Origin of the sequence: Pelomonas sp. SE-A7, assembly GCF_030345705.1 — a bacterium.
Taxonomy (GTDB): Bacteria; Pseudomonadota; Gammaproteobacteria; order Burkholderiales; family Burkholderiaceae_C; genus JAUASW01.
Map to the genome: position 1 here is coordinate 2,549,308 of NZ_JAUASW010000001.1, position 20,250 is coordinate 2,569,557.

Annotated in this window: 19 protein-coding genes and 1 riboswitch; of the genes, 12 read left to right on the forward strand and 7 right to left on the reverse strand. The window is 68.2% G+C overall.

The window, feature by feature from the left end; genetic code table 11:
* Positions 1 to 8: 8 nt before the first annotated feature.
* Both QT382_RS11480 and QT382_RS11485 read right to left on the reverse strand, forming a co-directional pair.
* Complete coding sequence (locus QT382_RS11480) at positions 9 to 893, reverse strand: LpxL/LpxP family acyltransferase (protein ID WP_289254169.1); 885 nt, start codon at positions 891 to 893, stop codon at positions 9 to 11.
* Positions 893 to 1,777, reverse strand: coding sequence for a lysophospholipid acyltransferase family protein (locus QT382_RS11485; protein ID WP_289254170.1), 885 nt, complete (start codon positions 1,775 to 1,777; stop codon positions 893 to 895). Before QT382_RS11485 ends, QT382_RS11480 begins: the two co-directional genes overlap by 1 nt.
* 174 nt (positions 1,778 to 1,951) lie before the next feature.
* On the opposite strand from QT382_RS11485, the gene metK reads away from it, so the two are divergent.
* The 3 genes from metK to QT382_RS11500 all read left to right on the forward strand — a co-directional run bounded on the left by metK (position 1,952) and on the right by QT382_RS11500 (position 4,984).
* Positions 1,952 to 3,133, forward strand: coding sequence for a methionine adenosyltransferase (gene metK, locus QT382_RS11490; protein ID WP_289254171.1), 1,182 nt, complete (start codon positions 1,952 to 1,954; stop codon positions 3,131 to 3,133).
* 145 nt (positions 3,134 to 3,278) lie between these two features.
* Positions 3,279 to 3,890 (forward strand): DUF2238 domain-containing protein, encoded by a 612-nt coding sequence (locus QT382_RS11495; RefSeq protein ID WP_289254172.1) that lies wholly within the window; start codon positions 3,279 to 3,281, stop codon positions 3,888 to 3,890.
* The gene (locus tag QT382_RS11500; protein ID WP_289254173.1) at positions 3,887 to 4,984 is read left to right on the forward strand and encodes a DNA glycosylase AlkZ-like family protein; all 1,098 of its coding nucleotides are present in this window, start codon (positions 3,887 to 3,889) and stop codon (positions 4,982 to 4,984) included. The genes QT382_RS11495 and QT382_RS11500 overlap by 4 nt, the downstream gene beginning before the upstream one ends.
* Here the strand turns inward: QT382_RS11500 and QT382_RS11505 are convergent.
* Positions 4,970 to 7,036 (reverse strand): PKD domain-containing protein, encoded by a 2,067-nt coding sequence (locus tag QT382_RS11505; protein WP_289254174.1) that lies wholly within the window; start codon positions 7,034 to 7,036, stop codon positions 4,970 to 4,972. The two genes, QT382_RS11500 and QT382_RS11505, sit on opposite strands and share 15 nt — an antisense overlap.
* Before the next feature lie 141 nt (positions 7,037 to 7,177).
* Positions 7,178 to 7,280, forward strand: a riboswitch (S-adenosyl-L-homocysteine riboswitch).
* A gap of 61 nt (positions 7,281 to 7,341) precedes the next feature.
* On the opposite strand from QT382_RS11505, the gene ahcY reads away from it, so the two are divergent.
* The 4 genes from ahcY to QT382_RS11525 all read left to right on the forward strand — a co-directional run bounded on the left by ahcY (position 7,342) and on the right by QT382_RS11525 (position 11,146).
* Positions 7,342 to 8,766 (forward strand): adenosylhomocysteinase, encoded by a 1,425-nt coding sequence (gene ahcY, locus QT382_RS11510; RefSeq protein ID WP_289254175.1) that lies wholly within the window; start codon positions 7,342 to 7,344, stop codon positions 8,764 to 8,766.
* Positions 8,767 to 8,778: 12 nt separating this feature from the next.
* Entirely contained in the window at positions 8,779 to 9,528 is a 750-nt protein-coding gene (locus tag QT382_RS11515) for a TlyA family RNA methyltransferase (RefSeq protein WP_289254176.1), read from the forward strand.
* A gap of 32 nt (positions 9,529 to 9,560) precedes the next feature.
* Positions 9,561 to 10,403: a methylenetetrahydrofolate reductase [NAD(P)H] gene (metF, locus tag QT382_RS11520; RefSeq protein WP_289254177.1), complete on the forward strand. Its 843-nt coding sequence runs from the start codon at positions 9,561 to 9,563 to the stop codon at positions 10,401 to 10,403.
* Between the two features lie 134 nt (positions 10,404 to 10,537).
* Positions 10,538 to 11,146 (forward strand): OmpW/AlkL family protein, encoded by a 609-nt coding sequence (locus QT382_RS11525; RefSeq protein WP_289254178.1) that lies wholly within the window; start codon positions 10,538 to 10,540, stop codon positions 11,144 to 11,146.
* A gap of 9 nt (positions 11,147 to 11,155) precedes the next feature.
* On the opposite strand, the gene QT382_RS11530 is transcribed toward QT382_RS11525, so the two are convergent.
* From QT382_RS11530 to QT382_RS11540, 3 genes are read right to left on the reverse strand one after another with little or no spacing between them, the layout of a single operon-like run.
* Positions 11,156 to 12,388 (reverse strand): hypothetical protein, encoded by a 1,233-nt coding sequence (locus QT382_RS11530; RefSeq protein WP_289254179.1) that lies wholly within the window; start codon positions 12,386 to 12,388, stop codon positions 11,156 to 11,158.
* Positions 12,366 to 13,679: a Xaa-Pro dipeptidase gene (gene pepQ, locus QT382_RS11535; protein WP_289254180.1), complete on the reverse strand. Its 1,314-nt coding sequence runs from the start codon at positions 13,677 to 13,679 to the stop codon at positions 12,366 to 12,368. Before pepQ ends, QT382_RS11530 begins: the two co-directional genes overlap by 23 nt.
* Positions 13,680 to 13,693: 14 nt before the next feature.
* A complete protein-coding gene (locus tag QT382_RS11540; protein WP_289254181.1) occupies positions 13,694 to 14,305 on the reverse strand; it encodes a 5-formyltetrahydrofolate cyclo-ligase in 612 nt (203 codons plus the stop codon).
* A 22-nt stretch (positions 14,306 to 14,327) separates the two neighbouring features.
* Between QT382_RS11540 and QT382_RS11545 the strand changes: the two genes are divergently transcribed.
* Together QT382_RS11545 and QT382_RS11550 are read left to right on the forward strand one after the other, a co-directional pair.
* Positions 14,328 to 14,702: a TfoX/Sxy family protein gene (locus QT382_RS11545; RefSeq protein WP_289254182.1), complete on the forward strand. Its 375-nt coding sequence runs from the start codon at positions 14,328 to 14,330 to the stop codon at positions 14,700 to 14,702.
* Positions 14,699 to 15,658, forward strand: a complete 960-nt coding sequence (locus tag QT382_RS11550) for a LysR substrate-binding domain-containing protein (protein WP_289254183.1) — start codon at positions 14,699 to 14,701, stop codon at positions 15,656 to 15,658. Before QT382_RS11545 ends, QT382_RS11550 begins: the two co-directional genes overlap by 4 nt.
* Here QT382_RS11550 and QT382_RS11555 read toward each other — a convergent pair.
* Positions 15,648 to 16,235: a 5-formyltetrahydrofolate cyclo-ligase gene (locus QT382_RS11555; RefSeq protein WP_289254184.1), complete on the reverse strand. Its 588-nt coding sequence runs from the start codon at positions 16,233 to 16,235 to the stop codon at positions 15,648 to 15,650. The two genes, QT382_RS11550 and QT382_RS11555, sit on opposite strands and share 11 nt — an antisense overlap.
* A 19-nt stretch (positions 16,236 to 16,254) precedes the next feature.
* Here QT382_RS11555 and QT382_RS11560 point away from each other — a divergent pair, with 19 nt between their 5' ends.
* From QT382_RS11560 to QT382_RS11570, 3 genes are all read left to right on the forward strand, one after another.
* Positions 16,255 to 18,261: a lytic transglycosylase domain-containing protein gene (locus tag QT382_RS11560; RefSeq protein ID WP_289254185.1), complete on the forward strand. Its 2,007-nt coding sequence runs from the start codon at positions 16,255 to 16,257 to the stop codon at positions 18,259 to 18,261.
* 72 nt (positions 18,262 to 18,333) lie between these two features.
* Complete coding sequence (locus tag QT382_RS11565; RefSeq protein WP_289254186.1) at positions 18,334 to 19,023, forward strand: glutathione S-transferase family protein; 690 nt, start codon at positions 18,334 to 18,336, stop codon at positions 19,021 to 19,023.
* Positions 19,023 to 20,246 (forward strand): multifunctional CCA addition/repair protein, encoded by a 1,224-nt coding sequence (locus QT382_RS11570; protein ID WP_289254187.1) that lies wholly within the window; start codon positions 19,023 to 19,025, stop codon positions 20,244 to 20,246. Before QT382_RS11565 ends, QT382_RS11570 begins: the two co-directional genes overlap by 1 nt.
* Positions 20,247 to 20,250 lie beyond the last annotated feature (4 nt).

The following is a 20,250-nucleotide window of genomic DNA, read 5'->3' on the forward strand; positions in this document are numbered from 1 at the left end:
CGATTCTCTCAGTAGAGAGACGGCTCGCCGGCCGGGCGGGTCTTGAAGCGCTTGTGCACCCACAGGTACTGCGCCGGGTTGGCGCGGATGCGCTGCTCCAGCCAGGCATGCAGGGTGTGGGCGTCCGCCAGCGGGTCGCCGCTGGGGTAGCCGGGGATGGGGGCGCAGGCCTCGACCTTGAAGCCGCGGCCGCCCGGCAGCATGGTGATCACCAGCGGCTGCACGAGCATGCCCTGGCTCGCTGCCATGCGGCCCGGGGCCAGCAGGGTGCAGGCCGGCACGCCGAAGAAGGGCACGAAGGCCGAGTCCTTCTCGCCGAAGTCCATGTCCGGCGCATTGACGAAGCCATAGCCCTGCTTGATGAAGCGCAGCACCGGACGGATGCCGTCGTGTCGGTCCACGAAGACGCTATTGCCGAAGCGCCCGCGCCCGGCCAGCATCTGACGGTCGAACACCGGGTTGCTCTGGCGCTGGTAGACATCCACCGGCGGCGTCCGCTGGTTCAGCAGCAGTCCCGGCGCCGCCCATTCCAGGCCGACGAAATGCGGCAGCAGCCACATCACCGGTTGCCCGCAACGGTCCGCCAGGGCTATGTCGCCCTCGATCTGCATCAGGCGCTGCAGCCGTTCGGCCGAGGCGAACCAGAGCAGGCCGCGCTCCAGGAAGCTGCGGCCCATCAAGGCGAAATGCTCGCGCGCCAGCGCCCTGCGTGCCGCCTCGTCCAGTTCGGGGAAGCACAGCTCCAGATTGCGCAGCGCAATGCGTCGGCGCGAGGCGGCCAGCCACCACAGCAGCCGGCCCAGGCCACGGCCCAGTACCACCAGCAGCGGCAATGGCAGCCAGTGCAGCAGCCACAGCAGGCCGATCAGCAGCCGGGCGGCGAAACGACCCATCATCCGTTCTGACCCTCGCCAGCTTTCGCGGCAGCGCCAATGTCCAGCCCGCGCGGCTGCTTGTAGCGGTGGTAGCCCCAGAGGTATTGGCCCGGGGCCTGCAGGATCAAATGTTCCATTGCCTTGTTGATCGCCAGGGCAGCGGATTCTGGCGTGGAATCGGACGCAATCTGTGGCGCGGGTCGCACCCGCACCACATAACCACGGCCGCCACTGAGCCGGTCACCCCAAAGCAGCACCGGCACGGCGCCGGTCTGCTGCACCAGGCGGCCGGCCAGGGTCATGGTGTAGGCCTCACGGCCGAAGAAGGGCACCCAGACGCCCAGGCCCTCCGGCGGCACCTGGTCGGGCAGCAGCCCCACGGTCTGGCCCGAGCGCAGGGCGCGGATCATCTGGCGCACGCCTGCCAGGTTGGCCGGGGCGGTCAGCAGACCCGGCCGGGCCCGCGAGGCATCAACGAACTCGCGCATCCAGGGCTTGCGGGCCGGCCGGAACAGCGCCGTCATCGGCTTGGACGCGCCCCATCGCTCGGCATAGGCCTGGGCGCAGACCTCGAAACAGCCCATGTGCGGCGTCAGCAGCAGCAGGCCCTTGTTCTGGGCCAGGGCCTGGTCGATCAGCTCCGCCCCATCCCACTGCAGCTTGCTGCCGAGCGGCTGCTGCGGTGGACGCAGCCACAGCCAGGCCGTCTCGGCAATCATGCGGCCGGCCGCCGCAATGGCCGGCCGGCCCTGGGCCGGGGCCAGGCCGGCCTGGGCCACGTTGGCAGAGAAGCGGCGGCGGTAGGTGGGCGACAGCAACCAGGTCAACCAGCCCGCCCCAGTGCCCAGCACGTGCAAAAGCCGCAGCGGCAGGCGGGACAGCAAACGCATCAGCAAAAACATGTTTCTATAATTCGCGCGTCGCCGAGTTAAATGGACAACTTGCGGGGCGACGCGGGAGGAACAAGACTCCCGCCGGGCTGTGTCAAAGCAGCTCAATAAATGCCGCTAAAGCGTTCGCCGCACCGCTCCACCAGCACCGGCAACGCCGATGGACCCTGAACCCGGAGTGTAAAAGTGGCGAACGACTTCCTCTTCACGTCTGAATCTGTCTCTGAAGGCCACCCCGACAAGGTGGCCGACCAGATCTCGGACGCCATCCTCGATGCGATCTTCCAGCAGGACCCGCGCTCGCGCGTGGCCGCCGAGACCCTGTGCAACACTGGCCTCGTGGTGCTGGCGGGCGAGATCACGACCAATGCGCATGTGGACTACATCCAGGTGGCGCGCGACACGATCAAGCGCATCGGCTACGACAACACCGAATACGGCATCGACTACAAGGGCTGCGCCGTGCTGGTGGCCTACGACAAGCAGTCGAACGACATCGCCCAGGGCGTGGACCACGCCAGCGACGACCATCTGAACACCGGCGCCGGTGACCAAGGCCTGATGTTCGGCTACGCCTGCGACGAGACGCCCGAGCTGATGCCCGCGCCTATCTACTACGCCCACCGCCTCGTCGAGCGCCAGGCCCAGTTGCGCAAGGACGGCCGCCTACCCTTCCTGCGTCCGGACGCCAAGAGCCAGGTGACCATGCGCTATGTGGACGGCAAGCCGCACAGCATCGACACCGTGGTGCTGTCCACCCAGCATTCGCCCGAGATGAGCCTGGGCGACAAGATGACCGACGCCTTCTACGAGGCGATCCGCGAGGAGCTGATCAAGCCGGTGCTGCCCAAGGACTGGCTGACGCCCGACACCAAGTACCTGATCAACCCGACCGGTCGCTTCGTCATCGGCGGCCCGCAGGGCGACTGCGGCCTGACCGGCCGCAAGATCATCGTCGACACCTACGGCGGCGCCTGCCCGCACGGCGGTGGCGCCTTCTCGGGCAAGGACCCGACCAAGGTCGACCGCTCGGCCGCCTACGCCGCCCGCTACGTGGCCAAGAACATCGTGGCCGCCGGCCTGGCCCGCCAGTGCCAGATCCAGGTCGCCTACGCCATCGGCGTGGCCCGCCCCATGAACGTCACGGTCTACACCGAAGGCACGGGCGTCATCCCCGACGACAAGATCGCCAAGCTGGTGAACGAGCATTTCGACCTGCGTCCCAAGGGCATCATCCAGATGCTGGACCTGCTGCGCCCGATCTACTCCAAGACGGCGGCCTACGGCCACTTTGGCCGCGAGGAGCCTGAGTTTTCTTGGGAGCGTACGGACAAGGCCCAGGCGCTGCGTGTAGCGGCCGGGCTGTAAGGCCCGGCGTTTGCGCCAGCAAACCCTGGGGCTTGGGGCGGCGCTCATATCGCTTGCGATGTGAGCGGCGACCACAAGGCTGCATCGCCAATCGCAAGGGCCACTTCGGTGGCCCTTTTTCATTTCCTCTGCACAATCGGCCGCCATGACAAGCAGCCGCCCCCTGCAACTCACCGCCGCCGCCAGCCTCGCCCTGCTGACTTTCAGCTACTTCGGCGCCTATGACCGTGCCACCTGGTGGATGGAAGTGGCGCCGGTGCTGATCGTCTGGCCGCTGCTGCTGGCCACGCACAAGCGCTTCCCAATCACGCCGCTGTTGCTGGCCCTGGTCTTCGTCCACGCGGCCATCCTGATGCTGGGCGGGCACTACAGCTACGCCCGCGTGCCGCTGGGCTTCTGGATGCAGGAGGGGTTCGGCCTTGCGCGCAATCCGTATGACGGCATCGGCCACCTGGCCCAGGGCTTCATCCCGGCCATCGCGGCACGCGAGCTGCTGCTGCGCAAGACACCGCTGCAGGCCGGCGCCTGGACCTTCAGCCTGGTCACCGCCGTCTGCCTGGCGATCAGCGCGATCTACGAGCTGATCGAATGGGGCGCGGCCGTGGTCCTGGGCCAGGGGGCGGATGAATTCCTGGGCACGCAAGGCGACCCCTGGGACACGCAGAAGGACATGGCCCTGGCCTGGCTGGGCGCGCTGCTGGCCCAAGGGCTGCTGGCGCGCTGGCACGACCGGCAACTGGAGAGACTCCGCCCATGAAGGCACCGACCCTCGAGGAGCTGCGCCGCTATGCATTGGCACGCACCCTTTTCAAACCCACCACGTTGCCCACCGCCATCAAGAAGCTGGGCTTCGTCCAGGCCGACCCGATGCGGGCCCCGGCCCGGGCCCAGGACCTGATCCTCAGGCTCAGGGTCAAGGACTATGTGGCCGGCCAGCTGGAGCAGCGCTACCCGCGCCTCGCTGTCGAGGAAGACTGCTTCGTCAACTACGGCTTCCTGCCGCGCGAGACCCTGGCGCTGATGCATCCGCGCACGCCGCGCAAGCCCTGGGACGCGCAGCGCGAGCAGCATGCGCAGGAGCTGCTCGATTTCGTGCGCCGCCATGGCCCCACCCATCCCACCGAAGTGCTGGACGAGTTCGCCCACCATGGCCGCATGCCGGGCTACTGGGGCGGCGAGCTCAACATCAGCACCCAGCTGCTGGACGGCCTGCACTACCGCGGCAAGTTGCGGGTCAAGCGGCGCGACAGCGGCACGCGTGTCTACGAAGCCGTGAACCATCCCGAGGCCGACGACAGCCCGGCCGCCCGCAAGGCGTGCGCCGAGGCCTTGCTCGACAAGGTCGTGGCGCTCTATGCGCCACTACCGGCGGCCAGCCTCGGCTACCTGACCACGCTGCTGCGCTACGGCGCACCGCATCTGCAGGCCGAGACCCGCGCCGTCTGCAAGGCGGCCAAGGACCGCTATGCCCATGCCCAGATCGACGGCGAGACCTGGTACTGGCCGCTGGACGAGAACCCGCGCTCGCGCCGGCACCAGGCACCGCAGGGCAAGGTGACCCTGCTGGCCCCGTTCGATCCGGTGGTCTGGGACCGCCGGCGCTTCGAGCGCTTCTGGGGCTGGGAGTACCGCTTCGAGGCCTACACGCCGGCCCACAAGCGCACCATGGGCCACTACGCCCTGCCCCTGCTGTGGGGCGAGGAAATCATCGGCTGGGCCAATCTGCGCCTAGACAAGGGCCGGCTGCGCCACGAGCTGGGCTTCATTGAAAAACGCCCTGCCGGCGCCCTGTTCAAGGACGCCGTGCAGGGCGAGCTGGAAGCGATGAAGCGGTTCTTAGCGCTTGCCTAGCCAGCGCTCAACCTGGCGATGGCCCTCCTCGCGATCCTTGGCGCGGCGGGCCCATTGGGCCAGGCGGCCGGCCGCCTCGTACTCGGCCCGGTAGTCGGCCTCCTGCGGCTTGATCAGCACCACGGAGCCGCTCGGCACCGGCCCATTGATCACCAGGTTGTCGGTCCAGCTGGCGCCCACGCGCATGGGCTTGGGTGCGGGCAGGGTGTCGAAGTCGCCGGCCGTCATCCAGGGCACGACCTTGGCCGCCACCAGCTTCAGGCGAGGCCGCAGGCTGGACTCGCCGATCCGCCCGCGCTGGCCCCAGCGGACATCGCCGAGGACCAGGTTGCCACTGGCATCACGCGGCACGAAGGCCACGTCGCGGTAGACACCCAGACGCAGGCTCATCAGCGACTCTTCCACCGTCATCGCCATGTCTTCGCGCAAGGTGTAGTAGGCGTAGATGTCGGTGGCCAGGTCGGCGGCAAACCAATCGCCGACCTGGCCGGCCGTGACGGCCTTCTGCGCGGCCGACGCCGCGGTGCCGCCGAACTTGACGTCGGCCAAGGCGTCCAGGTCGCGGTTCTTGAGCGGATAGGCGCCGTCCATCAGGTCCGAAACCAGGCGCCGGTTGGCATAGCGATAGCCAACCGCATAGGCACCGATCGTCTGGCCCGGCTGCTGGTTCAGCAGCTCGAAGGTTTCCACAGGCAGGAAGTCGCCCGCATGCGAGAGCTCGTGATAGAGCAGCCAGCCCATGTCGCCAAGCAGGTCGTCCATGCTGCGGGTCGCACGGCGCGTCGCGCTGTAGTTGGTCATGAAGTACTGGTTGGACTTCACATAGCGCCACAGGTCCTGGAAGGCCAGGCCCTGGCTGTAGGCCTCGCGGTAGTCCGGCGCCTCGTCAATTGTGTCGCGCTCGCCGGCCTCGATCCAGATGTTGTCGGCATCCAGGTAGATCGCCCCGGTGTAGGGGTTGTAGAAGGACGGCCGGACATGCGAGCCGATCACCACGGCCGTGGTGCTCATCAGCATGCGCCGGAAGTCGCCGCGCGCATCATGGACCTGCAGGAACTTCTCGAAGTTCTTGCCCTGCCAGTCGTGCGACACCAGCACGCGATTCATCACCTGCTCGATGCTCGGCAGATTGCCGTTCGTTTCCTGCCCCAACAACGGCAGGCGGGACACGCTGCACAGCTCGTAGGTGCGAATCGCCGCGTTGTAGACGCAGTCAGCCAGCACCGGTGCGTAGGCGCTGGTCGAGCGATAGGCATGGACACGCGAGACATGCCGGTCCGACCAGACGTAGTTGTTGTTCGCCGCCGGCGCCTGGTCGTACTTTTCGACCAGCACGATCACGTCCTGGCTGTCGCTGCCGCTGGCGGTCTGCACCGTGGCGCGGAAGCGCAGCAGCGTGTCCTGGCTCACCGTGGGAGCGACGAACTGGCGGGCCGAGCTGTCGACCGACTCCAGGCTCACCGTCGGCCCGTCGAGCTGGGTCCAACTCACGCTCTGCACCGTCTCGCCCGTCGTGGACCAGGCGCGGATCGAGGCCTTGCCGCCCATGCGCACCGCCTGGTGGTTGCGGACGATGGCCTTGGCCGGCGTGGCCGGTGCCGTGATGTCCAGGGTCACGTCACGCGTCTGCGCCGCACCGGCCACGTCGGTATAGCTGACGCGGAAGCCATAGCTGCCGGCCGTCGTCGGCTCGAAATGGATGACCTGGGTCTGGGCACTCAGCAGGCTGACCGCCGGGCCGCTGGTCTGGGTCCACTGCAGATTGCTGATCGGACCCGAGCAGCCGGCGATGGCCGCTGCGGCCTGCTTGCCGACCAGCGGGCCTTCGATCAGCACCTGGGCCGAAGGCGTGCCGGCCGAGCAGACCAGGTTCGTAGGTTGGGTGGGTTGGGTGGGCTGCGTCGGTTGGGTGGGCTGCGTCGGTTGGGTGGGCTGCGTGGTCGAACCGCCTCCGGATCCACCGCCGCCGCCACAGGCCGCCAACAACACTGCGGCCGCCATGGCCGTTGCACAGGCGCCTGCCCGCATCCCCTGGTATTTCTTCAACTGCATGACTCCCTCTGATCATTGATGGTCGGGCCGAACGGCCCAGGTGCGTCGCCGTCCCAACCGGCCGCCCTTGTTTTTTTGATGCGCGCGGATTTTCACACCAATGCGCCCTGGGACCGGCCCAGGTTCGGCATAATCGCGCCCTGACCCAAGGGGCGCTGCAACCGGACCTGAGACCCAGGATCCCGGCCAGGCTTGGGACGCTCCCCGCGACCGTGCGGGGACCTGGCAACGGCGCTCACCTACCGATCCGGCGTGGGTGAGTGAAGGATGCTCTGGCCACGCTGGTCTCTCTGAAGGAGCCCCGCATGAACGCCCCCGTCAACCTCCCCGACAACGTCATCAAGGATCTCTCGCTGGCCGACTGGGGCCGCAAGGAGATCGCCATCGCCGAGAGCGAGATGCCGGCCCTGATGGCCATCCGCAAGGAATACGCCGCCACCCAGCCGCTCAAGGGCGCCCGCATCACCGGCTCGCTGCACATGACCATCCAGACGGCCGTGCTGGTCGAGACGCTGCAGGCCATCGGCGCCGAGGTGCGCTGGGCCTCGTGCAACATCTTCTCTACGCAAGACCATGCCGCCGCCGCCCTGGTGGCCGCCGGCACGCCGGTGTTCGCCTACAAGGGCGAGACGCTGGAAGACTACTGGGACTACACCCACCGCATCTTCGACTTCGGCCCTGCCGGCAGCGCAGGCGAAGGCCCGAACATGATCCTGGACGATGGCGGCGACGCCACGCTCTTGATGCACCTGGGCCAGAAGGCCGAGAAGGATCTGTCGGTGCTGGCCAACCCGGGCAGCGAGGAAGAGCGCATCCTGTTCGCCTCGATCAAGGCCAAGCTGGCCGTCGACCCGACCTGGTACACCCGCAAGAGCGCCGAGATCATCGGCGTGACCGAGGAGACGACGACCGGCGTGCACCGCCTGAAGGAAATGTCCGCCAAGGGCACGCTGCTGTTCCGCGCCATCAACGTCAACGACTCGGTCACCAAGAGCAAGTTCGACAACCTCTACGGCTGCCGCGAATCGCTGGTGGACGGCATCAAGCGCGCCACCGACGTGATGGTGGCCGGCAAGATCGCCGTCGTCGCCGGCTATGGCGACGTGGGCAAGGGCTCGGCCCAGGCGCTGCGCGCGCTCTCGGCGCAGGTCTGGGTCACCGAGATCGACCCGATCTGCGCCTTGCAGGCCGCGATGGAAGGCTATCGCGTCGTGACCATGGAATTCGCCCAGGACAAGGCCGACATCTTCGTCACCACCACCGGCAACAAGAACGTCATCCGCCATGAGCACATGGCCGCGATGAAGAACAACGCCATCGTCTGCAACATCGGCCACTTCGACAACGAGATCGAGGTCGCGGCGCTCGAGCAGTACCAGTGGGAAGAGATCAAGCCCCAGGTCGACCATGTGATCTTCCCGGACGGCAAGCGCATCATCCTGCTGGCCAAGGGCCGCCTGGTGAACCTGGGCTGCGGCACGGGCCATCCGAGCTATGTGATGAGCTCCTCGTTCGCCAACCAGACCATCGCCCAGGTCGAGCTGTTCGCCCACCGCGACGCCTACGACATCGGCAAGGTCTACGTGCTGCCCAAGCACCTCGACGAAAAGGTGGCGCGCCTGCAGCTGACCACGCTCAACGCGCAGCTCACCGAGCTGACCGAGGAGCAGGCGGCCTACATCGGCGTGCCCAAGGCCGGCCCGTACAAGCCCGACACCTACCGCTACTGATCGAGAGAACGGATGCGTGCCGACCAGCTGCTGCTGAGCCGCGGGCTCGCTCCCTCTCGCTCGGCCGCCCAGCGGCTGATCGAGAGCGGCGCGGTGCTGCGCGCGGCCGGCAGCCCGGTGCGCAAGGCCGGCGAAGACGTGCCCGAGCACGAGGAGCTGCGGGTCACGGACGACGCCGAGCTGCGCTATGTCTCGCGCGGCGGGCTGAAGCTGGAAGGTGCGCTGGCCACCACCGGCATCAAGGTCCAAGGGTTCACGGTGCTGGACATGGGCCAGAGCACCGGCGGCTTCACGGACTGCCTGCTGAAAGGCGGCGCAGAGAAAGTCGTCGGCGTCGACGTGGGCCATGGCCAGCTGCATGCCTCTCTGGCGAACGACCCGCGGGTCGTTCTGCTTGAGGGCCTGCATGTGCGCGAGCTGGCTAGCTCAGGCTTGCAAGCGCACAAGCCGGCCGGCGGCTTCCGGCTGATCGTCGGCGACCTCAGCTTCATCTCCATGCTGGGCTCGCTGGCCCAGCTGGCGCCCTGGCTGGCGGCCGATGGCCAGCTGCTGCTGCTGATCAAGCCGCAGTTCGAGCTCGGCCCCAAGGCCTTGAACAAGGGCGGCCTGGTCAAGGACAAGGCCCAGTACGCCGAGCTGGAGCAGCAGGCTAGAGCGGCCGTGGCGGCCCAGGGCTGGCAATGGCAGGGCTGGTTCGACAGCAGCATCACCGGCGGTGACGGCAACCGCGAATTCTTCCTGTGGGCCTCGGCCGCAGCCTGAAGCCAAGACGAACAAGACAAGGACCGACGAGCATGACGACCCCTGCAGTGAGTTTCGAGTTCTTCCCGCCCAACACCCCGGTGGGCAGCGAGAAGCTGAAGACCGTGGTGCAGGAACTGGGAGCGCTGAACCCGCACTATTTCAGCGTCACCTACGGCGCCGGCGGTTCGACCCGCGACAAGACCCTGGCCACGGTGACGGACATCGCCGCCACCGGCCACGAGGCTGCGCCCCATTTGTCCTGCGTGGGCTCGACCCGCGAAAGCATCGCCGAGATCCTGGCCACCTACCGGGCCCAGAACATCCGCCGCATCGTCGCCTTGCGCGGCGACCTGCCCAGCGGCACGGCCACGGCCGGTGAATTCCGCTATGCCTCCGAGCTGGTCAGCTTCATCCGCGAGACCCAAGGCGCGGACTGGACCCTGGAGGTCGCGGCCTATCCCGAGTACCACCCGCAGCAGCGCTACGCCGCCAAGGACCTGCAGCACTTCGCCGACAAGATGAAGGCCGGTGCCGACGGCGCGATCACACAGTTCTTCTTCAATGCCGACGCCTACTTCCACTTCGTCGAGCAGGCGCGCAAGCTGGGAGTTGCGCAGCCGATAGTCCCGGGCATCATGCCCTTCCACAACTACGCCCGCATCGCCCAGTTCGCAGCCCGCGACGGCATCGACATTCCGCGCTGGGTAGCGCTGAAGATGGAGGGCTACATGGACGACGTGGCCTCGATCCGCGCCTTCGGCCTGGACGTGATCGCCGGCCTGTGCGAGCGCCTGATAGCCCAGGGCGTGCCGGGCATCCACTTCTACACGCTCAACCAGTCGGCGCTGACGCTGGAGTTGTGCAGGCGCCTCGGCCTCGGTCAAGAAGCTTGATCTGACACAAGCGTCCTGCGCGGGACGCAAACGTGGCCCAGGGCCCTTGTGTCACCTCAAGGGCCGGCACTTTGCGCAGCGATGCAATGACTGCTGACGGGAATGTTCCCGCAGATCCAGGAGTCATTGACATCATGTTGAACAAGAAGATTGCCGCCCTCGCCCTGCTCACCGCTGCGTCCGGCTTCGCCACCGCGGCCGCCGAAGGCCCGCTGCTGGTGCGGGTGCGTGCGGTCCACATCGATTCGGCCAACGGCGACAGCACCGGCCTCGGCCTCACGATCAACAACAAGACCATTCCCGAGGTTGATTTCAGCTACTTCCTGACGCCCAACCTGGCGGCCGAGCTGATTCTGACCGTGCCGCAGAAGCACAGGCTCTATGCCGGCGGCGCCGAGATCGGTTCGCTGAAGCACCTGCCGCCGACGCTGAGCCTGCAGTACCACTTCGCTCCCGAAGCCACGTTCCGCCCCTACGTGGGCCTGGGCCTGAACTACACCCACTTCTCGTCGGTGAAGTTCGCCCCCGCCGTGGTCACGGCCCTGGGTCCCAACGTCAAGCGCAGCAGCTTCGGCCTCTCGGCCCAGATCGGCGCCGACATCGCGATCAGCAAGGGCACCTACCTGAACATCGACCTCAAGAAGGTCAAGATCGACACCGACGTCAGCTCCAAGGGCACGAAGGTCGGCACTTTCAAGGTCGACCCCGTGCTGCTTGGTGTGGGCCTGGGATGGCGCTTCTAAGGCACAGACCTAACGGTAACGCTGCGTCGGCGAGAGCCGGCGCAAGGCGTACTTGATCAAGCGGTCCTGCTCGTCGAAGAGCGTGACCAGCTCGACCACTTCAAGCCCGGGGCGGCCCAGGGCTGCCCCCGACGCCGCCTTGGCAGCCGATGCCGCGGCAGCCTTGTAGGCCGGCAGCTTGGCCAGCAAGGCCGCCAGCTGCGCCGGCGAAAGCTTGCCGAGGTCCTGCGCCGGCAGCTGCGCCAGCACCTCGGGCGGCAGATCGGGTGGCAACAGGGTTCTCACGCTCAGGTGCCGCAGCAGGCGGCGCCCGCTGTCGAAATGCTTCTCGTCGGCCTTGCCCAGCTTCTCGCGCAGCGACTCGGCCAAGGTCTCGCCGACGCGGAGCTCTCGGGCGGCCTGAGCCAGCGCATGGTCCGAGGCCAGCAGCTGTGCATCGGCCGGCTGCTGAGGATCCTCTGCGAACTCCATCACCACCCGCGTCTCGTTGGACCAGCTCATGTCGCCCATGGGCAGGCGAAACATGCGCTCACGCAGCAGGAAGCCCCAGTCGTACTGCTCGCCTGTGACATCGCGCAGTCCGTGCAGCATCACGTTGCTGAGCGTCATGCGTCGTGGGCCGTCGACCAGGGTGACCGAGAAGATCGGCCGGTCGGCAAAGCTGCTGCTGCTGGAATAGCTGTTCTCGCAGCCATCCTTGCTGGAGAACACGGCCTTGGCCAGGGTCGCGAAGAAACCCCGGTCACCGCCGCGCGCCACGCCGCTTTCGAAGCCGACGCGGCACTGCAGCCGCAGGTCGCCGAGTCGCCGCTCGTGGTCCGGCCAGCCGGGCGTGCGGATGTCGGCCCGCCAGGTCACGCGGCCGTCCAGCAGCTTGCTCTTGAGCTCGGTGGCATCGGGATAGCGGTTCCAGGTCGGGTCGATGACGAAGTTGTCTTCTTCATCCAGCGGCACCGGCACCCGGCCCTGGCGTGTGACCAGGGCCAGGTTCATCCGCTGCTGATGCTCGGCCTGGGTGCGGGCGTAGACCTTGAACTTCAGCTCGGCCTGCGGTGCCAGCGCATGGTGCTTCTCGAACAGCTCGCGGGCCTCGTACAAGGTGGCCAAGGTCTTGAGCTCGCGCGGTGCGGTGGATTCGCCCTGCACCTCGACCTTGGACAGCTGCGGCGGCTCGGCACCGGCCGGCCCCGCCAAGGCCAGCGCGACCAGCAGCCCGAGCTCAAGCCAGCGCCGCGAACGCATCTCGGGTCAGGTTTTCGGGCGCACCGCTTGCGCGGCAGGCCACGTCGTCTTCGATACGCACGCCGCCATAGGGCAGCAGGCGCTCCACCTTGGCCCAGTCCACCGCGCCGCCGGCCGACGTGGCGCGAAGCTTGTCCAGCAGCGTGGGGATGAAGTACAGGCCCGGCTCAATCGTCACCACCATGCCCGGCTCCAGCACGCGGGTCAGGCGCAGGTAGCGGTGGCCTTCGGGCTTGGGCGCGACGGCGCCGCTCTCGTCAGCCATGAAGCCGCCAATGTCGTGCACCTGCAGGCCCAGCAGATGGCCAATGCCGTGCGGCATGAAGGTCGAGGACACGCCTTCGGCCACGATGGCCTCGGCGCTCATCTTCACGATGCCCTGCGAGGACAGGATGGCGGCGATGCGGCGGTGGGTGCTGAGATGGATCTCGCGGTAGTCGGTGCCGGCGCGCACCTCATCGACCAGGGCCAGCTGGGCCGCTTCCATCGCCGCCAGCACGGCCTCGAATTCCTCGTGGCCGCCGCGGCTCCAGGTGCGGGTGATGTCGCTGGCATAGCCGTTGACCTGGGCACCGGCATCGATCAGGAAGCTGCGCGACTGGGCCGGGGCCTGGGGGTCCTGGTACTGGTAGTGCAGCACCGCGCAATGCTCGTTCAGGCCCACGATGTTGGTGTAGGGCAGGTCGCGGTCCGTGTGGCCGGTGGCGGCCAGGTAGGCACGGTGGATGTCCAGCTCGGAACGGCCTTCCATGAAGGCCTGCTGCGCGGCCACATGGCCCTTGACCGCCCGGCGCGAGGCGGCGCGCATCTGCTCCAGCTCGTACTCGCTCTTGCAGGCGCGCGGGTAGTGCAGCAGATGCAGCAGGGCCTCGGGGTTGTTGGGCAGCACGCCTTCCAGCGCGGCATCGGCCTCGCCGATCACGGCCAGGCGGCCATGACCCTGCAGATGGGCGGCGGCATCGGCCGGATCGGCGATCACGACGATGTCGAACGGGTCCACCCAGAAGCCGCTGGGCGCCTCGGGCGGCAGATGCCAGTAGTCGTCCGGCTGGTAGTAGATCAGCAGGGGCTTGCGGCCCGGGCGCACCAGCAGCCAGCTGTTGGGATGCTGGGTCAGCGGCAGCCAATGCTTGAAATGCGGATTGGGCTGGAACAGATAGGGCCGGTCGTCCAGGAAGGCGAATTTCTCAATCCCTGAGGCAATGGCCAGGGCGTCGAAACCGGTGCGGGCGAGCGCCTGTTCGGCACGCTGCTGCAGCTGGGCGACGTGGTGGGCATGAAGGGTGTTCATGCCCGCATTCTCACTTAGCCATTCACATCCCAGACCACGCCCTCTTCCGTCAGCATGGCATCCAGCGGCACGTCGTGCGGCTCGGCCTTGAGCAGCGGCAGAAAGCCATGCGCATAGCCAATGCCGGCCGTGGCCGGACGCGGCTGCAGCTCGGCCAGCGTGCGGTCCATGAAGCCGCCGCCATAGCCCAGGCGCAGGCCGCAGGGGCCGAAGCCCAGGCAGGGCACGATGACCAGCTGGGGCTCGAACACCTCGGTGTCCTTGGGCTTGGGAATGTCGTAGGCATCCTCTTCCATCGGGCAGCCCGGATACCAGACGTGGAAGCGCAGCGTGCCGTGTTCCCGGTCCACCACCGGCAGGCCTATGCGGCGCTCGGGGTGGGCTTCGCTCCAGCGGAACAGCGCCGGCAGCGGGTCGAACTCGCCCTTGATCGGCCAGTAGGCACCAATGGTGGTCTCGCGGCGCTGCACCAGCCAGACCCGCAGCACCTGCTGCAGTTCGTCGGCCAGCTCCAGCCGGTGCGGCAGCGCAAGGCGGTCCTGGATCAGCTTGTGGCGCAGCGCGGGGCGGTCGTTCAGGTCCACGGTCGGCAACTCCTCGGGGGCAGACGGTCGGCTGGCGAGCATTGTGGCCGACTACGATGGCGCCATGAAGAACAGTCCCGAGTTCATCGCCCACTGCGTCGAGCTGCTGCAGCCGCTGGGGCCGGTGCGCAGCCGGCGCATGTTCGGCGGCCATGGCCTCTACCTGGACGACTTCTTCGTCGCCATCGTCGACGAGGACCAGCTCTTCCTGAAGGCCGACGAGCTGAGCCGGCCGCGCTTCGAGGCCGAGCAGTGCCTGCCGTTCAGCTTCGAGAAGACCGGCACCGGCGAGGTGGTCTCGATGTCGTACTTCCGCCCGCCCGAGGAGGCGCTGGAATCGCCGGCCCTGATGCAGCCCTGGGCGCGACTGGCCCTGGACGCTGCGCTGCGCGCGGCCCAGGCCAAGAAGCCCAAGGCCAGGAAGAAGAAAGACGCATGACGACCCGCGGCGCACCGCCCCGCCAACGACCGCTGTCGGTCGGCCCCTTGCGGGCCTTCGAGGCCGTGGCGCGCCTGTCCAGCTTTCGGGCCGCAGCCGAGGAGCTGAGCCTCAGTGCCTCGGCCGTCAGCCGCCAGGTCCAGGCGCTGGAGGACGAGGTCGGCGCCCCGCTGCTGCGGCGCGGCAGCCGTCATGTGGAGCTGACGCCGGAAGGCACCTCGCTGCTGAGCGCCGCCGTGTCCGCGCTCAAGCGCATAGACGGCAGCGTGCGCCAGATCCGCCAGGCGCGCAGCCGCCGCGTGGTCCATGTCTCGACCTTCGCCTCGTTTGCCTCGCTGTGGCTGCTGCCGCGGCTGGAAGACTTCCAGCAGCGCCACCCAGACATCGACATCCGCGTGTCGGCCCAGGACGCCCTGGTGGACCTGGAGGAAGGCGAGCTGGACCTCGCCCTGCGCCACCAGCGCAAGGCCACGCCGACCGCCGGCGCCACCTGGCTGTTCGACGAAATGCTGAGCCCGGTCGCCAGCCCGGCCCTGCTCGCCAAGGGCCCCGGCCTGCGTCGCCTGGCCGACCTGAGCCGCCAAACCCTGGTCGAGGACGACGACGAGCGGCGCTATGACGGCTCGCTGAGCTGGCGCAACTGGCTGGTCGCGCAAGGCCAGCCGCAACTGCAGCCGCGCCGCTGGCTCTACCTCAGCTATGCCCACCAGCAGGTGCAGACGGCGCTGGCCGGCCAGGCTCTGGCCCTGGGCCGCTTGGCCATGTGCCAGCAGTTGCTGGAGCGAGGCGCGCTGGTCGAACCCTTCGGCCCCGAGCTGCGCACCGAGAGCCCCTATGCCTACTGGCTGCTGCTGTCGAGCCAGGGGCGGGAACGGCCCGAGGTCCTGCAATTCGCGGCCTGGATAGCCGAGCAGGCCGAGGCATGCCGGGCAGCCATGCAGCGCCTCAGGGGCTGACGACCTCGGTCTCGGTCAGCACCAGGGTCAGGGCCTGGTCATGTGGCTCGGCCGGGAAATGGCAGCGGCCCAGGTCCCAGGCCAGGCCAATCGTGGTGAGGCCGGGATGGGCCGCCAGGTAGCGGTCGTAGTAGCCACCGCCGTAGCCGAGCCGGTAGCCCTCTTCGGTGAAACCGACGCAGGGCACCAGCAGCACATCGGGCTGCACCACGGCGCCGTTGCTTGAGCCTATGCCGCACTCGTCCTGCACTTCTGGCGGCTGGCCATCCCAGAGCCTGAACTCCATGCGGCGCGGATTCTTGTAGGCGAATGGCAGGGCCAGCGGGCAGGCCAAGGCCTCCGTGTGGGGCAACAGCGCATCGGCTGCGTTAAATTCCCCGTCCAAGGGCCAGTACAGGCCCAGGCAGGTCGGCTCCAGTTGCACCAGCACCTCGTGCAGCGAGCGGCTCAGGGCCAGCGCGGCCGCATGGGCGGCAGGCGTTGCCAGCCATTCTTTGCGGCGCGACAGCAACTGTTGCCGCAATTCGGCCCGCGAATGCGGCACGGGATGTCCGGCTTGTGGCACTGTGGCAGCCATGGCGAGAGAGATGAAGTTGATGAGTTTGAGAACCGCAGGACGCAGCTGGCTCGCGGCCTGGGCAGTATATGGAGCACTGGTCGCTACGCCGGCCCAAGCCGCCACCCCCAGCCCCGAACCGCTGGAGCGTGCCAAGCAGGCCCTGGCCAAGCGCGACCGCAAGCAGCTGGCCCTGATCAGTGCCGAGGCGCGCCAGCAGCAATATCCGCTCGCCCCCTGGATCGACTACTGGGAGCTGGGCCTGCGCCTCTCGGAGGTCAACCTATCCGAGGTCGAGGCCTTCTACGCCCGCTGGCGCGGCAGCTATGTGGAAGACCGGCTGCGCAACGACTGGCTGCTGGAGCTGGGCCACCGGCGCGACTGGCGCAACTTCGCGCTGGACTATCCGCGCTTCAGGATGAATGACGACCGCGAGGTCACTTGCTATGCCCTGCTGACCGAGAACCTGGCCGGCAAGGATGTCAAGGCCGCGGCCCGCAGCGCCTGGCTGGCGCAAAAGGATGGCGACGAGGGCTGCAACCTGCTCGCCACCACGCTGTTCGAGGCCAGGAAGCTGCATCAGTCCGATGTCTGGCTGAAGCTGCGCTATGCGGTGGAGGCCAACAAGCTGCGCGCCATCAAGCAGGCCGGCGCCCTTCTCGGCAAGCCCACGCTGAAGTCACTGGAAGAGCTGCAGGACCGCGCCGGCAAGTTCCTCAATCGCCGCCAGGCCCTGCCCCAGCGCGGCCAGCAGGAGCTCACGGCCCTGGCCCTGATCCGCGTCGCCTCAAGCGACCCGGCCCAGGCCGCCGAGCTGATGAACAGCCGCTGGGAGCGCAACCTGCCGGACGAGCTGTCGGCCTGGGTCTGGGCCCAGGTGGGCCGGCAGTCGGCCTTCAAGCAGCAGGCCGAGGCCCTGGGCTATTTCCAGCGCGCCCTCCGGCTGCAGGGCAAGGACAGCATCGAATGGAGCGAGGACACGCTGGCCTGGGCCGCGCGCGCGGCGCTGCGTGTCTACGGCACCGGCCGCGATGCCGAGCTGATCCAGGCGATTGACCGCCTGGGCCCGCAGGAGGCGCGCGACACGGCCTGGCAATACTGGCGCGCCCATGCGCTGCTCAACACCGCCGCCATTGGCGCGCCCGGCGATGCCCAGCGCGGTCAGGCCCGCGAGCAGCTGCGCCAGCTGGCCTCGCCGCTGCACTTCTACGGCAAGCTGGCGGCCGACGAGCTGGGGCTCACGCTCAGCCTGCCGTCGGCCCCGACGCCGCTGAGCGCGCTGGAGCGCGAGCAGGCCGCGAACAACCCGGGACTGCAGCGCGCCCTGGCCCTGCTGGCCCTGGGATGGCGCAGCGAAGGCGTGCGCGAATGGAACTTCATGATGCGCGGCCTGAACGACCGCGAGCTGATGGCCGCCGCCCAGCTGGCCTGCGAGCAGGAGGTCTGGGACCGCTGCATCAGCGCCAGCGAACGCACCAAGACCGAGATCGACATGGCCCAGCGCTTCCCGACGCCGCTGCGCAGCCAGGTGCTGGCCACGGCCGGCGAAGTGGGCGTGGACCCGGCGGCGGTCTACGGCCTGATCCGTCAGGAGTCGCGCTTCGTCCACGATGCCCGCTCCCATGTCGGCGCCTCGGGCCTGATGCAGGTGATGCCGGCCACGGCCCAGTGGCTGGCCAAGAAGAACGGCATCGCCTACAGCAAGGGCGACCTCAGCGACCGCGACCGCAACCTGCTGCTGGGCACGCATTACCTGAAGATGGTGCTGGACAGCTTCGAGGGCTCGCTGCCCATGGCGGCCGCGGCCTACAACGCCGGTCCCTCGCGGCCGCGCCGCTGGCGCGACGGGCCGACGCTCGATGCCGCGATCTGGGCCGAGACCATTCCGTTCAACGAGACCCGCGACTACGTCAAGAAGGTGCTGTCCAACACCACCATCTACGCCCAGCTGCTGGGCCGGCCCAAGCCGCTGCTGCGCGACCACCTGGGCCGCAGCATAGGCCCGCGCGAAACCAGCTCGGCGGCATTGAGCGAAGCGCAACGCTGAGTTGCGCATGACTCAGCGCCGCCGGCCCCGGCTGCCACTAGCATGGCCGCTTCTTTCAATGAGGGCTGAGCGATGCGACTGATCATCGGCAACAAGAACTATTCGTCCTGGTCCATGCGGCCCTGGGTGCTGCTCAAGGAACTGGGCATCCCGTTTGAAGAGCACAAGGTGCTGTTCGACTTCAGCCCCGGCTCGCCCTTCTACACCGCGCTGCAAGGCGTGGGCCCGGCCGGCCGCGTGCCGGTGGCCGTGGAGGCCGACGGCTTCTCGGTCTGGGACTCGCTGGCCATCGTCGAATACATCGCCGAACAGAACCCCGAGAAAGCCGTCTGGCCGCGCGACGCACGCCAGCGCGCCAAGGCCCGGGCCCTGTGCGCCGAGATGCATTCGGGCTTCAACAAATTGCGCAGCTTCTGCCCGATGAATGTCGAGGCCGAGCTGCAGCACCTGGGCCCGAAGTTCATGGCCGAGGACGCCGGTTTCGCCGCCGACCTGGCCCGCATCGACCAGATCTGGACCGAGCAGCTGGCGGCCCATGGCGGCCCCTACCTGTTCGGCGAATTCAGCGCGGTCGACGCCTTCTTCGCGCCGGTGGTGATGCGCGTGACGCGCTATGGGCTGCCGCTGTCTGAGACCGCCCGCGCCTATGTGCAGCGCATGGAGCAGACCAGCGCGGTGAAAGCCTGGGTGGCCGATGCGCTGGCCGAGCATGTCTGGGTGGCCGAAGACGAACCCTACCGGACCTATTCGAAAATGGGCTGATGCAGATCTATCAAGTCGGTGGCGTGGTGCGGGACCGCCTGCTCGGGCGGCCCGTCTCGGACGTGGATTGGCTGGTCGTCGGCGCCAGGCCGGACGAAATGCTGGCCCAGGGCTATCTGCCGGTGGGCAAGGACTTCCCGGTCTTCCTGCATCCTGAGACGCACGAGGAATATGCGCTGGCCCGCACCGAGCGCAAGACCGCGCCCGGCTATCACGGCTTCGCCTTCCATGCCGCGCCCGAGGTCACGCTGGAGCAGGACCTGGCGCGGCGCGACCTGACCATCAATGCGATGGCCCAGGCGGCCGACGGCAGCCTGATCGACCCGTACGGCGGCCAGCAGGACCTGCAGGCGCGAGTATTCCGCCATGTGTCCGAGGCCTTTGCCGAAGACCCGGTGCGCATCCTGCGGCTGGCCCGCTTCGGCGCACGCTTTCACGACTTCAGGGTCGCGCCCGAGACCCTGCAGCTGATGCGGGCCATGGTCGAGGCCGGCGAGGTCGATGCCCTGGTGCCGGAGCGCGTCTGGCAGGAGTTGTCGCGTGGTCTGATGGAAGCCCGCCCTTCGCGCATGTTCGAGCTGCTGCGCGAATGCGGTGCGCTGGCGCGGCTGCTGCCCGAGCTGGAGGCGCTGTTCGGCGTGCCGCAGCCGGCCGAACACCATCCCGAGATCGACTGCGGCATCCACGCGCTGATGGTGCTGGACCAGTGCGCTTTGGTCGGCGCGCCGCTGACGGTGCGCTACGCCAGCCTCTGCCATGACCTGGGCAAGGGCGAGACGCGGCAGGAAGAACTGCCGCGCCACATCGCCCATGAAGGCCGCAGCGCCAAGCTGGCCAGGCGGGTCAGCGAACGCTGGCGCGTGCCACGCGACTGCAGCGAGCTGGCCGAGCTGACCGCCCGTGAGCACACCCATGTGCACCAGAGCCTGGGCTTCTCGCCGGCCGCACGGCTGCGCCTGATCGAGCGTTGCGACGGGCTGCGCCGGCCCGAGCGTTTCGAGGAAATGCTGCTGGCCTGCGAATGCGATGCGCGGGGCCGGCTCGGCCTGGAGCAGCGCGACTATCCGCAGCGCCGCCTGCTGTCACGCGACCTGGTCACCTTGCTGGCGCTGGACCTGGGCGCGGTCAGCGCCGAGGCCCTGGCACGTGGGCTCAAGGGCCCGGACATCGGCCGGGCGGTCGGCCAGGCGCGGCTGGCCGCGCTCGAAGCACTGCCGGGCTGACGAG

Coding starts and splice junctions, on each gene's coding strand:
- QT382_RS11480 (WP_289254169.1), bottom strand. CDS start 893: ATGGGTCGTTTCGCCGCCCGGCTGCTGATCGGCCTGCTGTGGCTGCTG.
- QT382_RS11485 (WP_289254170.1), bottom strand. CDS start 1,777: ATGTTTTTGCTGATGCGTTTGCTGTCCCGCCTGCCGCTGCGGCTTTTG.
- QT382_RS11495 (WP_289254172.1), top strand. CDS start 3,279: ATGACAAGCAGCCGCCCCCTGCAACTCACCGCCGCCGCCAGCCTCGCC.
- QT382_RS11500 (WP_289254173.1), top strand. CDS start 3,887: ATGAAGGCACCGACCCTCGAGGAGCTGCGCCGCTATGCATTGGCACGC.
- QT382_RS11505 (WP_289254174.1), bottom strand. CDS start 7,036: ATGCAGTTGAAGAAATACCAGGGGATGCGGGCAGGCGCCTGTGCAACG.
- ahcY (WP_289254175.1), top strand. CDS start 7,342: ATGAACGCCCCCGTCAACCTCCCCGACAACGTCATCAAGGATCTCTCG.
- QT382_RS11515 (WP_289254176.1), top strand. CDS start 8,779: ATGCGTGCCGACCAGCTGCTGCTGAGCCGCGGGCTCGCTCCCTCTCGC.
- metF (WP_289254177.1), top strand. CDS start 9,561: ATGACGACCCCTGCAGTGAGTTTCGAGTTCTTCCCGCCCAACACCCCG.
- QT382_RS11525 (WP_289254178.1), top strand. CDS start 10,538: ATGTTGAACAAGAAGATTGCCGCCCTCGCCCTGCTCACCGCTGCGTCC.
- QT382_RS11530 (WP_289254179.1), bottom strand. CDS start 12,388: ATGCGTTCGCGGCGCTGGCTTGAGCTCGGGCTGCTGGTCGCGCTGGCC.
- pepQ (WP_289254180.1), bottom strand. CDS start 13,679: ATGAACACCCTTCATGCCCACCACGTCGCCCAGCTGCAGCAGCGTGCC.
- QT382_RS11540 (WP_289254181.1), bottom strand. CDS start 14,305: ATGCTCGCCAGCCGACCGTCTGCCCCCGAGGAGTTGCCGACCGTGGAC.
- QT382_RS11545 (WP_289254182.1), top strand. CDS start 14,328: ATGAAGAACAGTCCCGAGTTCATCGCCCACTGCGTCGAGCTGCTGCAG.
- QT382_RS11550 (WP_289254183.1), top strand. CDS start 14,699: ATGACGACCCGCGGCGCACCGCCCCGCCAACGACCGCTGTCGGTCGGC.
- QT382_RS11555 (WP_289254184.1), bottom strand. CDS start 16,235: ATGGCTGCCACAGTGCCACAAGCCGGACATCCCGTGCCGCATTCGCGG.
- QT382_RS11560 (WP_289254185.1), top strand. CDS start 16,255: ATGAGTTTGAGAACCGCAGGACGCAGCTGGCTCGCGGCCTGGGCAGTA.
- QT382_RS11565 (WP_289254186.1), top strand. CDS start 18,334: ATGCGACTGATCATCGGCAACAAGAACTATTCGTCCTGGTCCATGCGG.
- QT382_RS11570 (WP_289254187.1), top strand. CDS start 19,023: ATGCAGATCTATCAAGTCGGTGGCGTGGTGCGGGACCGCCTGCTCGGG.